This is a genomic window from Planococcus sp. MSAK28401, assembly GCF_018283455.1.
Classification (GTDB): Bacteria; Bacillota; Bacilli; order Bacillales_A; family Planococcaceae; genus Planococcus; species Planococcus alpniumensis.
Map to the genome: position 1 here is coordinate 1,222,429 of NZ_JAAMTH010000001.1, position 14,851 is coordinate 1,237,279.

The window sequence follows — 14,851 nt, forward strand, 5'->3', positions numbered from 1 at the left end:
TGATATGCGCGAAGCAGTAATTGTGGCCGGAGCCAGAACACCGGTCGGTAAAGCAAAAAAAGGTTCTCTCGCCTCGGTGCGCCCAGATGATTTCGGGGCACTTGTCGTACGGGAAACATTGAAACGGGCTGGATATGACGGCCCCATTGATGATTTGATTATGGGCTGTGCCATGCCAGAAGCAGAACAAGGCATGAACATCGCCCGCAATATCGGGGCGCTCGCAGGGCTTCCGGATACGACGCCGGCCGTTACCGTCAACCGTTTTTGTTCGTCAGGCTTGCAGTCGATCGCTTATGCCGCTGAACGAATCATGGTCGGCCACGCCGAAGCGATCGTTGCCGGCGGCGTCGAATCGATGAGCATGGTGCCGATGATGGGCAATGTGCTGCGGCCGAACGCCAAAATCGCCGAAACCGCCCCGCAATATTACATGAGCATGGGCCATACGGCAGAACAAGTGGCGACACAATACGGTGTCAGCCGGGAAGACCAGGATGCATTTGCGGTCCGGTCTCATGAAAATGCAGCTAGGGCTATCGAAAAAGGACATTTTGTCGATGAAATCGTGCCAGTTGAAGTGATCCAGCGCTATGTCGATAGCCAGAATAAATACCAAGAAAAATCGTTCATGTTCGAAATGGATGAAGGGGTGCGCCACGGCACATCCATCCAGACGCTCAATAAATTGCGCTCAGCATTCTCAGCGCGCGGCACGGTGACAGCGGGTAATTCTTCGCAGACTTCTGACGGCGCAGGTTCTGTGCTTGTCATGGACCGTGAAAAAGCGGAAGCGCTTGGCCTTAAGCCAATCGCGAAATTCCGTTCATTCGCAACAGGCGGCGTGCCGCCGGAAGTCATGGGCATCGGCCCGGTCGTTGCGATTCCTAAAGCCTTGAAACTGGCCGGCTTGACGAAAGACGATATCGACGTCTGGGAACTGAACGAAGCCTTCGCTTCACAGTCGCTCGGCGTCATCCGCGAGCTTGGCTTGGATATGGATAAGATCAATTTGAACGGCGGCGCCATCGCACTCGGCCATCCGCTCGGTGCAACAGGTTCGATTTTGACTTTGCGCATGCTTAGTGAATTGAAGCGCCAAAACAAACAATTCGGTGTCGTCACAATGTGCATCGGCGGCGGAATGGGCGCAGCCGGCGTCTTCGAAATGTTGTAAAGAGAACTTTAGGGGATACGGTTAACAGGGGATTCAAGATAAACGATAAATTGGGAGGAATAGAAAATGGAACAAGAAAAAACATTGATCAAAGGCGGAAGCTTTTTGATCGAAGATGCAGACCTATCGCGTGTGTTCACGCCGGAAGATTTCACAGAAGAGCATAAAATGATCGCCAAAACGACAGAGGATTACGTCAACACAGAAGTTATGCCTTTGGTCGAAAAGTTGGAGAACCATGAATTTGAGCATTCCGTTAAGCTCTTGAAAAAAGCAGGCGAACTTGGCCTTCTCGGCGCAGACGTTCCAGAACAATACGACGGGCTCGGGCTCGACAAAATCGCCTCTGCCTTGATTGCTGAGAAGATGTCCAAAGCGGGCGGTTTCTCCATCACACACGGCGCACACGTCGGCATCGGTTCTTTGCCGATCGTCTTATTCGGTAACGAGGAACAGAAAAAGAAATACTTGCCGGTTCTTGCAACGGGCGAGAAAATCGCAGCTTACGCCTTGACTGAGCCGAGCTCCGGATCAGATGCTTTGGGTGCGAAAACAGTCGCGAAACTGAACGAAGCGGGTACGCATTACGTCTTGAACGGCGAAAAGCAATGGATCACAAACGCAGGATTTGCGGATGTCTTCGTGGTCTATGCAAAAATCGACGGCGAACAATTCTCAGCATTTATCGTCGAGCGCGACTTCGGGGGCGTATCGGTTGGCCCGGAAGAAAAGAAAATGGGCATCAAATCGTCTTCTACACGTACATTGATCTTGGAAGATGCGGAAGTACCAGTGGAAAATCTTCTCGGCGAAGCAGGGCGCGGACACATCATCGCCTTCAATATTTTGAACATCGGGCGCTATAAACTGGGCGTCGGCACAATCGGCGCATCCAAGCGCGCAATGGAATTGACGATTCCTTACACGAACCAGCGCCAGCAATTCAAGACGCCGATCTCTTCTTTCAACCTGACAAAAGAGAAATTGGCGACAATGGCCTCTAAATTGTATGCCGTGGAAAGTTCCGTGTACCGTACAGTCGGCTTGTTCGAAGATCGCATGAGCGGCTTCACGGATGAGCAGCAGGCAGACGGCAAACTGGTCGCGGATTCTATCGCGGAATTTGCCATCGAATGTTCATTGAATAAATTCTTCGGAACGGAAACTTTGGATTATATCGTCGATGAAGGCGTACAGCTTCATGGCGGCTACGGCTTTATGCAGGAATATGAAATCGAGCGCATCTACCGCGATTCCCGCATCAACCGAATCTTCGAAGGAACAAATGAAATCAACCGCCTGCTCGTGCCGGGAACATTGCTACGCAAAGCGATGAAAGGCGAATTGCCGCTATTGCAACATGCGCAAGCTTTGCAGGAAGAATTGTTGATGATGATGCCTGAAGAAGTCGGCACGGAAGCGTTGGCACAGGAAAAAGCATTGGTGAAAAACGCCAAGAAAATCGCCATCCTCGCTGCAGGCCTTGCTGCACAGACTTACGGCAAGAAACTGGAAGCAGAGCAGGAAGTGCTCGTGAACATCGCGGATATCGTCAGCAATGTCTTCGCAATGGAATCGGTTGTCTTGCGCACTGAAAAAGCAATCGCAGCAAGCGGCGAAGAAAAGGCGAAGCAGAAACTTCTTTATACGCAGATCTTCTGCCAGGAAGCTTTAGAAGAAATCGAGAAAGACGCGAAAGAAACCTTGATCGCAGCAATCGATGGCGATAACCAGCGCATGATGTTGTCTGCACTTCGCAAGTTGACGCGTTCAACACCGTACAACTTGATCGCGAAAAAACGCGAAGCATCCGAAAAATTGATCAGTGTAGAAAAATACGTCGTCTAATAGATTGCACAAAACAGGAAGGGGAAACCCTTCCTGTTTTTTTAAGGTTGTCGATATAATTGTGAAGTCGTATTTTCCGAAGCTTATCGCTCGCTTTTCGTGGGCTCGCACCCAAGCCTCCTAAGCCTCCTCAGTATCTACGAAACCTTTGTGCTCAACTCTCACTGCGTTCGAGCATCGCAGAAAACCCGTTTGCTCTAACATCTACCTGGCAGATGCGTCGCAAATGAATGTTCTCAGCTAAGCTTCGCTCATTCATTCCTTGCGGGGGCTCGGTTGTCTCGTCGCTTACGCTGCTCCACTGGAAAGATAAGGTCGGCCTACGGGAGACATTATCTTTGCGAAAGTAATGCGCAACATTAGTGAGCAGAAGGGGTTACGAGCGAACAATTTTCCAAATACTTAAATAGGTCTTTGATTTTGAATGTCGAAAAGATGGTCCGATTTTAATTTATACCGACTTATTAAACTTCTTCAACACTCTGAGAATGGGAAGGAAAAACCTTTTCCTTTTTTTGTTTAAGACATGCACGAAGAGGAGTTATATAATTTTTGTATAAAGTGTTTCTTCTGAGAGCAACAGAAACGGTGAGATTTAATTAGCATTTAAGGTTTTTCCTTCGTTCAATACACAATACCGGATGGGAATGGAGACGGCGACTCCTGCGGAAATAGCACGAGCTGAAGACCCTGGACTGAGCGCAGCGAAGGAAGCGGCTGAAGCCGTGTCCTGGCAGCTGGCACCGCGACGTCCTGTCGCGCCAGCTGCATGACCCACATCCTGTGGGCCCGAAAGCGTCCGTCGAAATGGACATCCGATTTTTCATACAAGAAAGTCACATTTTCAATTCAATTTTCACTAACTCCCTTCCAGTCGACTGCTCCGGGGCATTTTGATATGCTTGATTTACAAGACAGGAGGAGATTTGATGATCCAGTATTACGCTTACCCGAAATGCTCGACCTGCCAAAAAGGCAAGAAATGGCTTGAGGCAAATGATGCGGAGTTCGACTATATCGATATCTCGCAAAATCCGCCTTCCGCGGCACAGCTGAAAGAGATCCACCAAACGAGCGGCATCGAGCTGAAGAAGTTTTTCAATACGAGCGGCAAAAAATACCGTGAACTCGAACTGAAGGAAAAGCTGCCGGAAATGTCAGCAGATGAGCAATACAAATTGCTAGCATCAGACGGCATGCTCATCAAACGCCCGCTTGCATGGGACGGCTCTCAGGCGACACTTGGCTTCAAGGAAGAGGCTTACGGAAATACATGGAGCTGACAAGTTTGTCATCTTGTTTTTCATCCTTGGTTGTGGCAAACTAAAATTGAGTCAATTACATATTTGGAGGGGTTTGGATGAGCACACCACAAGAGCTTCGCTATTCAAAAGAACACGAATGGGTCAAAGTCGAAGACGGCAAAGCACGTATCGGCATTACTCATTTCGCGCAAGATGAACTTGGAGACATCGTATTTGTCGAGCTTCCGCAAGTCGGCGACGAGCTGAAAAAAGACGAGCCATTCGGCAGCGTCGAATCCGTTAAAACAGTATCGGAATTGTATGCGCCAATCAGCGGGAAAATCGTCGAAGTCAATTCTGAGCTTGAAGACAGCCCGGAATTCGTCAACGAATCACCTTATGAAAAAGCGTGGATGGTCGTTGTGGAAGCCCCTTCCGAAGATGAGGTCAATGCATTGATGTCAGCTGACGAATATAAAGAAATGACAAACGAGTAAGTTCTGAAAGCGCCTCTTTATGGCGCTTTTTTTCATATAAGGTTTTCTGGGGGGATACGTATGGAGAAAGTGATAGTGGTTGAAGGGATCAGCGACAAAACCCGGATAGCGCCATTGATTGCAGAACCCGTGACGATTCTTTGCACAAATGGTACAGTGAGTGCTACAAGACTCGAGGAAATGCTGCTGCCTTTTGAAGGGCAGGATATCATCATCCTGGTCGATGCGGACGCTTCAGGCGATAAATTGCGCAAGCTCATCAAGCGTGAGTTTCCGGAAGCCCGCCATTTCCATGTCGACCGAAGTTATAAAGAGGTGGCGACGACGCCGCTGCGGAAGCTGATCGATGTGCTCATCGCAGCAGATGTACGGGTCTTAAATCCAGTAGCAGGGAATGACTAGCATGAATGAATGGACACATAAAGAATGGCTGAAGGAAAAAAACACACAGCCTGTTTCAGCTTATTATCTGTATACGCCGATGTGCGGCACGTGCCAAGTGGCCAGCAAGATGCTCGGCGTGGTGGAAGAGCTTTTGCCAGACCTTCCAATGGGCAAAGCCAATTTGAATTATGTACAGGAAGTGGCGGAGCTTTATGAAGTGGAAAGTGTGCCGTGCCTGTTGATTTCACAGAATGGCAAAGTGACAGACAAGGTTTATGCTTTCCAGTCGGTGCCGTATTTGTACGAGAAATTGAAAACGGTTGACGAATACAGCCAGCCATGATAAATTTAATTTCTGAAATTAACTTAATAGCGTAGCTCTTATAAAGAGAGGTGGAGGGAAGTGCCCGATGAAGCCCGGCAACCGTCATGAAAATGAAATGGTGCCAAGTCACTCAAAGTGAAAACTTTGAAAGATGAGAGAACGGTTTATTGTGTTTACACATGTGCCTTTCTGCTTATCTGAGCAGGAAGGCTTTTTTATTAGCAAAAGATTTAGGAGAGTGCCCAATCATGATTGAGTTAAAAGGATTGACAAAAGTTTTTGATACTGGCAAAGCGCGCTTGACGGCTGTCGACCATGTCGACTTAACGGTGCCGGTCGGTGAAATTTTTGGCATTATCGGCTATAGCGGAGCGGGGAAAAGTACCTTGATCCGCCTGCTAAATGGTTTGGAAAAACCGAGCGAAGGCTCCGTTGAAATCAACGGCCAGAACATCACGGCGATTTCGGGGCCGAAACTCCGCAAAGCCCGCCAAAAGGTCAGCATGATTTTCCAGCATTTCAATTTGCTGTGGTCGCGGACCGTCCGCGAGAACATTGAATTCCCGCTTGAGATTGCAGGAGTCGGGAAAGAGGAGCGGCGCAAGCGTTCTGCAGAGCTGATCGAACTGGTTGGCCTCGAAGGACGCGAAAGCGCATATCCAGCCCAGCTTTCCGGCGGTCAGAAGCAGCGCGTCGGCATTGCCCGTGCGCTGGCGAATGACCCGGAAGTGCTTTTGTGCGATGAAGCGACATCGGCTCTTGATCCGCAAACGACCGATGCGATTTTGGAATTATTGGTCGACATTAACAAGCGCCTCGGCTTGACGATTGTTTTGATCACGCACGAAATGCACGTCATCCGCAAGATCTGCCATCGCGTGGCAGTGATGGAAGGCGGACGCGTCGTTGAACTTGGCGAAGTGCTGCATGTCTTCCAGCATCCGAAGGAAACGATCACGAAGCGCTTTGTTGCCCAAGTAACCGAGACGGAAGATTCAGCAGAGACCGTCCGCCATCTGCGCGAGCAATATCCGGAAGGGCAATTGGTCAAGTTGATATTCGTCGGGGACCAGGCAGAGCAGCCGATCCTGACTCAGCTGATCCGGGAATATAAAGTGGAAGTCAATATTGTCCACGGCAACATCTCCCATACCCAACGGGGTGCTTATGGAACGCTCATCCTTCAACTGAAGGGCACTGCAGATGAAATAAACAAAGCTTTAGCTTTCCTCGGTGCACATGATGTACAGACGGAGGTGATGGGCAATGCTTGAGACCTTATTCCCGAACGTAGATTGGGCGGATATGTGGGAAGCAACACTCGAAACCATTTATATGACGGCCATGTCCACGTTTTTCACATTTGTTATTGGTTTGGTCCTGGGGATCGTCTTATTCCTTACCGCACCGAACCAGTTATGGGCAAACAAAATCGTCAACTGGCTGACGGGTGCTTTCGTTAATATTTTCCGTTCGATTCCCTTCATTATTTTAATTATTTTGCTGATTCCGTTTACGAAATTTTTGATCGGCAGCATTCGCGGACCGAACGCTGCGCTTCCGGCATTGATCATCGGGGCAGCTCCTTTCTATGCCCGCATGGTGCTTATTGCGTTAAAGGAAATCGACAAAGGCGTCATCGAAGCTGCCCGGTCGATGGGAGCGACGACTTGGACGATCATTCGCAAAGTATTGCTTCCTGAATCCAAGCCGGCATTGATTTCTGGGATTACGGTGACAGCTATCGCATTGGTGGGCTACACCGCAATGGCTGGCATTATCGGCGCAGGAGGGCTAGGGACCCTTGCCTTCCTGGACGGTTTCCAAAGAAGCCGAGAAGACGTCACCTTGATGGCGACGATTGCGATTCTGGTCATTGTATTCATTGTCCAATTTATCGGTGATTACTTAACTAGAAAAGCAGACAAGCGTTAAATTTCGCACCGTCATGGAATTACTGGAGAAAATAGGGCTTTTTAGTCCAAAAAAATAAAAACTACATTTAATAGAAGAAAAGGGGAAATTTGTAATGAAAAAATTAGTATTTGGTTCATTTGCAGCAGTATTGGCATTATCCGCTTGCGGGGCAGAGGAAGAAAACAACAGCGGCGCATCAGAAGGAGAAACGAGCACATTGACAGTTGGGGCTTCGAACGTTCCGCATGCTGAAATCCTTGAACAGGCTAAACCGATTTTGGAGGAACAGGGCATCGAGTTGGATATTCAGACATACCAAGATTACATCTTGCCAAACCAAGACTTGGAATCAGGCGATTTGGATGCAAACTATTTCCAACATACGCCTTACCTGGAATCGCAAATTGCTGATCATGGCTATGACTTTGTAAGTGCTGGCGGCATTCACATCGAGCCGATCGGCGTTTATTCTCAAGACTACTCGTCTCTTGAAGATTTGCCGCAAGATGCGACAATCCTCATGAGTAATTCAGTCGCTGACCATGGCCGCATCCTGGCTATGCTCGAAGCGGAAGGTTTGATCACGTTGGAAGAAGGCATCGACAAGACGACGGCCGAAACTAGCGATATCGTAGAAAATGAGAAAAACCTGCAGTTTGATACAGAGTACGAAGCAGCTTTGCTTGTGCAAATGTATGAAGCGGGTGAAGGCGATGCGGTATTGATCAACTCGAACTATGCAATTGATGCTGGATTGAGCCCGATGGAAGATGCCATCGCTCTTGAAAGCTCAGATTCTCCGTACGCCAATGTCATTGCTGTTCAAGCGGGAGACGAAAATAACGAAGACATTCAAGCCTTGGTTGACGTATTGACGTCGCAAGAAATCCAAGACTTCATCTTGGAAGAATGGAACGGGTCAATCGTTCCAGTCGAACAATAAACCTTTTAGCCAGCCTATTCTCTTTAGAATGGGCTGGTTTTTTCGTGCGCATAAAATGCCCTGGTTCAGGTGAAATGCCGTGGTAAGTAGACTAAAACTAAGCGTGAAAGTTTTTAGGTCATTTTTCCAGAATAATAAAAATATTACGTGATTTAGAAAAAAGCTATTAGCTTTTCGAAAACTATGGTAATTTCACATAATAACAAATAAACAACTGTTTACACAGGGAGGACAAGAACATGAAATTTCAATTCGGTTTGCTGCCGCGGATTGTGCTGGCCATTGTGCTTGGCGTACTCATCGGCTCTGTGGCGCCAGAGGAACTCGTCCGTGTATTTGCTACGTTCACAGGAATTTTCGGCGGGTTCTTGAATTTTATCGTGCCATTGATTATTCTCGGTTTTATTGCACCAGGCATTGCAAAGCTTGGAAAAGGTTCAGGGAAATTATTGGGGCTTGCGACTGCAGTTGCGTATTTATCGACCATTGTGGCAGGCGTCCTGGCATTTATCGTGGCTTCTTCCCTTTTGCCGAATTTGATGGAAGGCGGTTCATTGAGCAATTTGGATGATCCCGAAAATGCTCTCGCTTCCAGTTTCATTGCTTTGGAGATTCCTCAATTGTTCGGGGTCATGAGCGCCTTGATCTTGGCATTTCTGCTCGGAATCGGCATGGCTTCTACAGGAAGCAAGACAATGGCATCGTTTTTTGAGGAATTCCAAGAGATCATCGAAAAAGTTATTTCATACATCATAATCCCACTATTGCCTTTTCACATCTTCGGTATTTTTGCGAATATGGCATACGGCGGTGCAGTGTTTGAAATCCTTTCTCTCTTTGCGGTAGTTTTCATCCTGATCATCGTTTTGCACTGGGTCATGCTTACGGGCCAGTACACCACTGCGGGGATACTGAGAAAGAGCAATCCGTTCGCTTTGATCCGGACGATGCTGCCGGCTTACTTCACGGCGCTCGGGACACAGTCTTCAGCAGCTACCATCCCGGTCACTTTACGCCAAGCACGTAAAACAGGCGTGAAAGAACGTGTGGCGGACTTCACGGTCCCGTTGTTTGCAACGATTCATTTGTCAGGCAGTACCATTACGCTCGTCACTTGTGCGATCGGCGTAATTTTATTGACAGGGGATGCGCCATCATTCGGCAACTTCTTTCCATTCATCCTCATGCTTGGAGTGACGATGATCGCAGCTCCCGGCGTTCCGGGCGGCGCTGTCATGGCAGCCATCGGTTTGCTGGAAGTGATGCTCGGCTTCGACGAGACGATGGTCGCTTTGATGATCGCGTTGTACATGGCTCAGGACAGTTTTGGGACTGCAGCCAATGTGACGGGAGACGGCGCGCTCGCAAATATCGTCGACCGTTTCACTCCATCCCAAAAAGTATGAATTGTGCCGGAATTCAATGAATTCCGGCTTTTTAATGCTCTCTATACGGATAAATCTGGCTATGCTATCATATGCTGGATATGAAATTCAGGAGGCACGAACATGAAAAAGATGACAATTCTTAGCCTATCTGCTGCTTTGATGCTTGCAGCATGCGGAAACGAACAATCTACTGACACAACTGAAACGGATTCTGGATCTGCCACTATGGAATCTGGAAAAGAAAGCGTTAAGAGCCAATTGATGCAATTTTATCTTTCCGTTTCTAAAGAAATAAACAAAGAAGATGCACCATTGAATGATTTTGAAATCGCTCAAGCTGAAGAGACGCTGCCAAGCGGCGCAGAACTTTCAGAGTTGAAAGAAGCTGCTGCAACGTCTGCTGAACAAGCGAAGCAAGCGGTAGAATCGATGGAAGTGCCGGAATCACTAAATGATTACCAGGAAGAAATCGATGGGGCATTGGCTTCAATTACTGAATCTTATGAGATGAAAATCGAAGAACTTGGAACAGAAGCACCTGATTTTCAAGCAGCTGCCGATAAATTTGCCGAAGCTGACGCTGCTTTCAATGAAATATTAGAAGAAAACGGCTTGGTTGCGTCTAACCTCTACAACGAAGTAAGCCAATAATTTGTGAAAGCTGCCCATATAACGGGCAGCTTTTTCTATATATTCCCATTAACTATGACGATAGGTCTATTTTCAGATAAATTAGATTATTACTCTTGTTTAACTTTCGAACGGTCGGGTATACTTGTAAAAGTAAAATAAGATAACTCGAAAGGAATGGTTTATTATCGATTCTCAAGGTATTGAAAAGACGGAAAAAATAGAACAGGCATTCAGAGACGTACACGGGTACGGACTGAACGAATACCAAAATGACCCGCAAAAAATCCTTGAAGTTGAACAGCGCCGTGAGCAAGATTATCGCCAAGGCCAGTCGGTTGCGGCACAAATCGAACGCCAAGCGCACCGCGAATAGCAATAGATACACGATCCACATACATTCAAACATTCAAATGAAGCTGCCGGACAGAGTGAACATCTCTGCCCGGTTTTTCTATGTCGAAGCACAGGGAATCCAGTGGCTTGAACGCAGTTTATTGAAATGAATTCTCATTTAGCCTAACTTTATTGAAAATGCAGGAAATAGGCAAAGCTCTCTGGAAATAGCTGCCTGACAGCAGGAAATCCGGATTTCAAAATGGTTTTTGGCGGAGGCTTGCGGCCGATTTTAACATTTGCTACTGAAGTCGATATAAGTTAAGATTAGAATGATACTAATTAAGAGTGCGAGGCATTCTTCAATAACATTATGGAGGTATTTACATGTCAACTTTGGTCATTAAAGATCTACACGTTGAAATCGAAGGAAAACAGATTTTAAAAGGTGTAAACATCACAATTAACACGAGCGAAATCCATGCCATCATGGGGCCGAACGGTACAGGGAAATCTACCTTGGCGTCAGCAATCATGGGGCATCCTAAATATGAAGTAACACAAGGCACGATCGAATTGGACGGAGAAGACGTATTGGCGATGGAAGTCGACGAGCGCGCACGCGCAGGACTCTTCCTGGCTATGCAGTACCCGAGCGAAATTTCAGGCGTCACAAATGCTGACTTCATGCGCTCTGCGATGAACGCACGCCGCGAAGAAGGCAACGAAGTTTCATTGATGAAATTCATCCGTGAACTTGACAGCAAAATGGAAACTCTTGCAATGGACCAGGACATGGCACAGCGCTACTTGAACGAAGGATTCTCCGGCGGCGAGAAGAAACGCAACGAAATCCTCCAAATGATGATGATCAAACCGACATTCGCTGTACTCGATGAAATTGACTCCGGTCTTGATATCGATGCATTGAAAGTCGTTTCTGACGGCATCAATCAAATGAAGGGCGAGAACTTCGGCTGCTTGATTATCACTCACTATCAGCGCCTGTTGAACTACATCACGCCAGATCACGTCCATGTTATGATGCAAGGCCGCGTCGTTAAATCCGGCGGACCTGAACTTGCGCATAAATTGGAAGCGGAAGGCTATGACTGGATCAAGGCAGAACTCGGCATCGAAGACGAGACTGTCGGACAAGAAGCATAATTGGAAGGAGAGACTAACGTGACGGTTGAAACAAAACTAACGATGACCGAGCAGGATGTACGCTCCTTCTCGGCTTCGCACTCAGAACCAGAAGAATTTACAAACTTGCGCGTACAGGCTTTGGCTGCTGCCGAAGCGTTGCCGCTCCCAAAACCCGATAAAACGAAAATCATCAACTGGAACTTCACGGACTTCCCGGTCCATACAGTAGAAAGCTCTACGTATGGGTCGTTGGATGAATTGCCGGAGCAGGTAAAGTCCATTGTTGATACGGATCAAAAAAATCTATACATCCAGCACAACAATACGCCGGCTTATATTTCCTTGGATAAAAATCTGCAGCAACAAGGCGTTATTTTGACAGATATCCAAACGGCGATCCGTGAGCACGGTGATTTGGTCGCTAAGTATTTCATGACAGAAGCGGTCAAAGCGGAAGAACATAAATTGACGGCTCTTCATGCAGCGCTTCTAAATGGCGGGATGTTCCTATACGTGCCGAAGAATCTTGCCATAAAGAATCCGGTGCAAGCGATCTTTGTACATGACAATGAGGAAGCTTCTCTGTTCAATCACGCATTGATTGTTGCCGATAAAGGCAGCGAAGTAACTTATGTGGAGAACTATATTTCCACAGTACCGAAAGCAAAAGGCCAAGCGAATATCGTTTCAGAAGTCTTTGCAGAAGACAATGCGTCTGTCACTTACGGCGCAGTGGACGTACTCGCTGAAGGATTCACGACTTATGTGAACCGCCGCGGAGTAGCTCAGCGCGATGCACGCATCGAATGGGCTCTCGGCATGATGAACGATAGCGATACCATTTCCGATAACACGACATTCCTAATCGGCGATAATTCAGTCGGCGATACGAAAACAGTAGTAGTTGGAAGAGGCGCGCAAAAGCAAAACTTCACGACACAAGTCATCCATTGGGGCAAAAACTCCGACGGCCAGATCTTGAAGCACGGCGTCATGAAAGATTCCGCTTCTGCTATCTTCAATGGCATCGGCAAAATCGAACATGGCGCGACTAAAGCCAACGCAGAACAGGAATCCCGTGTTCTGATGTTGAGCCCGAAAGCGCGCGGCGATGCAAACCCGATCCTCTTGATCGATGAAGATGATGTAACGGCAGGACATGCGGCATCAGTCGGACGCGTAGATCCGCTTCAATTGTATTATTTGATGAGCCGAGGCATTACAAAACAAGAAGCTGAACGTCTTGTTATTCACGGCTTCCTGGCACCGGTTGTAAACGTGTTGCCAATCGAAGGCGTTAAAAAGCAATTGACGGAGGTTATCGAAAGGAAAGTCCGCTAATGAATCCAGAGATCAAGAGCTATTTTCCGATACTCAACCAGGAAATCAATGGACATCCGCTCGTCTATTTAGACAGCGCGGCGACTTCCCAGAAGCCGATGCCAGTCATCGAAGCGCTGAAAGAATATTACGAGTCTGATAATTCCAATGTCCACCGCGGCGTTCACACGCTCGGCAACCGGGCGACAGAGAAATATGAAGGCGCCCGCGAGAAGGTGCAACAATTCATCAACGCGAATTCGACGCAGGAAATTGTCTTTCTCCGCGGCACGACGACCGCGATCAACTTGGTCGCGCAAAGCTATGGCCGTGCCAATGTAGAAGAAGGCGATGAAATCGTCATCACGTATATGGAGCATCACTCGAACATCATTCCTTGGCAGCAGCTCGCAAAAGAACGCGGCGCTGTCTTGAAATACATCGAGCTCGAAGAAGACGGCACCATCTCACTTGAAAATGTCCGTGCAGCCATCACCGACCGGACAAAAATCGTGTCGATGGTTTACGTATCCAACGTGCTTGGCACGATGAACCCGGTGAAGGAAGTGGCGAAAATCGCCCACGAACATGGCGCTGTCATGATGGTGGACGGAGCACAAGCTGCGCCTCACTTGAAAATCGATGTCCAGGACTTGGATTGCGACTTCTTCGCATTTTCCGGCCACAAAATGGTCGGCCCGACTGGCATCGGCGTCTTGTATGGCAAAAAGTATTTGCTAGAAGCCATGGAGCCTGTGGAGTTCGGTGGCGAGATGATCGACTTTGTCGGATTATACGATTCGACATGGAAAGAGTTGCCTTGGAAATTCGAAGGCGGCACACCGATCATTGCCGGGGCAGTCGGTTTGGCTGCGGCCATCGACTTCCTGCAGGAAATTGGATTGGATGAAATTGAAAAACATGAACACCATATGGCAGCCATCGCGATGGACAAGATGTCGGCTATTGAAGGGCTTGAGATTTACGGCCCGAAAGACCCGGCGAAACGTGCAGGAATCGTCACTTTCAATTTGAAAGAAGTCCATCCCCACGATGTAGCGACTGTGCTCGATATGAGCGGCATCGCTGTCCGCGCAGGCCATCACTGCGCACAGCCATTGATGAAATGGCTTGACGTGACAGCGACAGCACGCGCAAGCTTCTATCTTTATAATGACGAATCGGATATCGATCGCCTAGTGGAAGGTTTGCGTTCTGCAAAGGAGTATTTTAGCGATGTCTTTTAATAATTTAGATCAATTATATCGACAAGTAATCATGGACCATTACAAGACGCCCCGCAACAAGGGTGCGCTTGAACAGGACAGTGTCAATATCGAAATGAACAACCCGACTTGCGGCGACCGCATCCAATTAACGCTGCAAGTGGAAGATGGCATCGTCAAAGACGCCAAATTCGACGGGGAAGGCTGCTCGATTTCAATGGCATCTGCTTCTATGATGACGCAAGCCGTCAAAGGCAAAGATGTAGATACAGCATTGAAGCTGTCCGAGATTTTCTCGGACATGATGCTTGGCAAAGAGTACGACGATTCAGTGGACCTTGGGGATATTGAAGCATTACAAGGTGTATCCAAATTCCCGGCGCGTATCAAATGCGCGACCTTAGCGTGGAAAGCCATGGAAAAAGGTGTGCACGACGAAGAAAAATCGTAACAGAGAACGGAGGAAC

The 14,851-nt window shown here is 47.9% G+C and carries 18 protein-coding genes and 1 riboswitch; of the genes, 17 read left to right on the forward strand and 1 reads right to left on the reverse strand.

Annotated features, from left to right (window positions below; all coding sequences use genetic code 11):
- Positions 1-4 precede the first annotated feature (4 nt).
- Both G3255_RS06185 and G3255_RS06190 read left to right on the forward strand, forming a co-directional pair.
- Positions 5-1,177 carry an acetyl-CoA C-acetyltransferase gene (locus G3255_RS06185; RefSeq protein ID WP_211653737.1) on the forward strand — a complete coding sequence of 391 codons (1,173 nt, stop codon included), beginning with the start codon at positions 5-7 and terminating at the stop codon, positions 1,175-1,177.
- 66 nt (positions 1,178-1,243) lie between these two features.
- The gene (locus G3255_RS06190; protein ID WP_058381222.1) at positions 1,244-3,025 is read left to right on the forward strand and encodes an acyl-CoA dehydrogenase FadE; all 1,782 of its coding nucleotides are present in this window, start codon (positions 1,244-1,246) and stop codon (positions 3,023-3,025) included.
- A gap of 624 nt (positions 3,026-3,649) precedes the next feature.
- On the opposite strand, the gene G3255_RS06195 is transcribed toward G3255_RS06190, so the two are convergent.
- Positions 3,650-3,796, reverse strand: coding sequence for a hypothetical protein (locus tag G3255_RS06195; RefSeq protein WP_211653738.1), 147 nt, complete (start codon positions 3,794-3,796; stop codon positions 3,650-3,652).
- Between the two features lie 155 nt (positions 3,797-3,951).
- On the opposite strand from G3255_RS06195, the gene G3255_RS06200 reads away from it, so the two are divergent.
- The 15 genes from G3255_RS06200 (at position 3,952) to sufU (ending at position 14,835) form a co-directional block, all read left to right on the forward strand.
- Positions 3,952-4,308, forward strand: a complete 357-nt coding sequence (locus tag G3255_RS06200; RefSeq protein WP_211653739.1) for an arsenate reductase family protein — start codon at positions 3,952-3,954, stop codon at positions 4,306-4,308.
- Positions 4,309-4,385: 77 nt separating this feature from the next.
- Entirely contained in the window at positions 4,386-4,766 is a 381-nt protein-coding gene (gcvH, locus tag G3255_RS06205; RefSeq protein ID WP_058381220.1) for a glycine cleavage system protein GcvH, read from the forward strand.
- A gap of 60 nt (positions 4,767-4,826) precedes the next feature.
- Complete coding sequence (locus G3255_RS06210) at positions 4,827-5,168, forward strand: ribonuclease M5 (protein WP_211653740.1); 342 nt, start codon at positions 4,827-4,829, stop codon at positions 5,166-5,168.
- Position 5,169: 1 nt separating this feature from the next.
- A complete protein-coding gene (locus tag G3255_RS06215) occupies positions 5,170-5,493 on the forward strand; it encodes a thioredoxin family protein (RefSeq protein ID WP_211653741.1) in 324 nt (107 codons plus the stop codon).
- 35 nt (positions 5,494-5,528) lie between these two features.
- A riboswitch (SAM riboswitch) is annotated at positions 5,529-5,633 on the forward strand.
- A 90-nt stretch (positions 5,634-5,723) separates the two neighbouring features.
- On the forward strand, positions 5,724-6,749 hold the full coding sequence (locus G3255_RS06220; RefSeq protein WP_211653742.1) for a methionine ABC transporter ATP-binding protein: 1,026 nt from the start codon (positions 5,724-5,726) through the stop codon (positions 6,747-6,749).
- Positions 6,742-7,410 (forward strand): methionine ABC transporter permease, encoded by a 669-nt coding sequence (locus G3255_RS06225; RefSeq protein WP_211653743.1) that lies wholly within the window; start codon positions 6,742-6,744, stop codon positions 7,408-7,410. The genes G3255_RS06220 and G3255_RS06225 overlap by 8 nt, the downstream gene beginning before the upstream one ends.
- 94 nt (positions 7,411-7,504) lie before the next feature.
- A complete protein-coding gene (locus G3255_RS06230; protein ID WP_211653744.1) occupies positions 7,505-8,335 on the forward strand; it encodes a MetQ/NlpA family ABC transporter substrate-binding protein in 831 nt (276 codons plus the stop codon).
- 239 nt (positions 8,336-8,574) lie between these two features.
- Positions 8,575-9,741: a dicarboxylate/amino acid:cation symporter gene (locus G3255_RS06235; protein ID WP_211653745.1), complete on the forward strand. Its 1,167-nt coding sequence runs from the start codon at positions 8,575-8,577 to the stop codon at positions 9,739-9,741.
- 102 nt (positions 9,742-9,843) lie between these two features.
- A complete protein-coding gene (locus G3255_RS06240) occupies positions 9,844-10,374 on the forward strand; it encodes a hypothetical protein (RefSeq protein ID WP_211653746.1) in 531 nt (176 codons plus the stop codon).
- A gap of 142 nt (positions 10,375-10,516) precedes the next feature.
- Positions 10,517-10,729 carry a YuzK family famiily protein gene (locus tag G3255_RS20460; RefSeq protein ID WP_503423058.1) on the forward strand — a complete coding sequence of 71 codons (213 nt, stop codon included), beginning with the start codon at positions 10,517-10,519 and terminating at the stop codon, positions 10,727-10,729.
- A complete protein-coding gene (locus G3255_RS06245) occupies positions 10,626-10,859 on the forward strand; it encodes a hypothetical protein (protein ID WP_211653747.1) in 234 nt (77 codons plus the stop codon). The genes G3255_RS20460 and G3255_RS06245 overlap by 104 nt, the downstream gene beginning before the upstream one ends.
- A gap of 217 nt (positions 10,860-11,076) precedes the next feature.
- Complete coding sequence (gene sufC, locus G3255_RS06250; protein ID WP_058381212.1) at positions 11,077-11,856, forward strand: Fe-S cluster assembly ATPase SufC; 780 nt, start codon at positions 11,077-11,079, stop codon at positions 11,854-11,856.
- 18 nt (positions 11,857-11,874) lie between these two features.
- On the forward strand, positions 11,875-13,179 hold the full coding sequence (gene sufD / locus G3255_RS06255; RefSeq protein WP_211653748.1) for a Fe-S cluster assembly protein SufD: 1,305 nt from the start codon (positions 11,875-11,877) through the stop codon (positions 13,177-13,179).
- Positions 13,179-14,405 (forward strand): cysteine desulfurase, encoded by a 1,227-nt coding sequence (locus G3255_RS06260; RefSeq protein ID WP_211653749.1) that lies wholly within the window; start codon positions 13,179-13,181, stop codon positions 14,403-14,405. Before sufD ends, G3255_RS06260 begins: the two co-directional genes overlap by 1 nt.
- On the forward strand, positions 14,395-14,835 hold the full coding sequence (sufU, locus tag G3255_RS06265; protein ID WP_058381209.1) for a Fe-S cluster assembly sulfur transfer protein SufU: 441 nt from the start codon (positions 14,395-14,397) through the stop codon (positions 14,833-14,835). The genes G3255_RS06260 and sufU overlap by 11 nt, the downstream gene beginning before the upstream one ends.
- Positions 14,836-14,851: the final 16 nt, after the last annotated feature.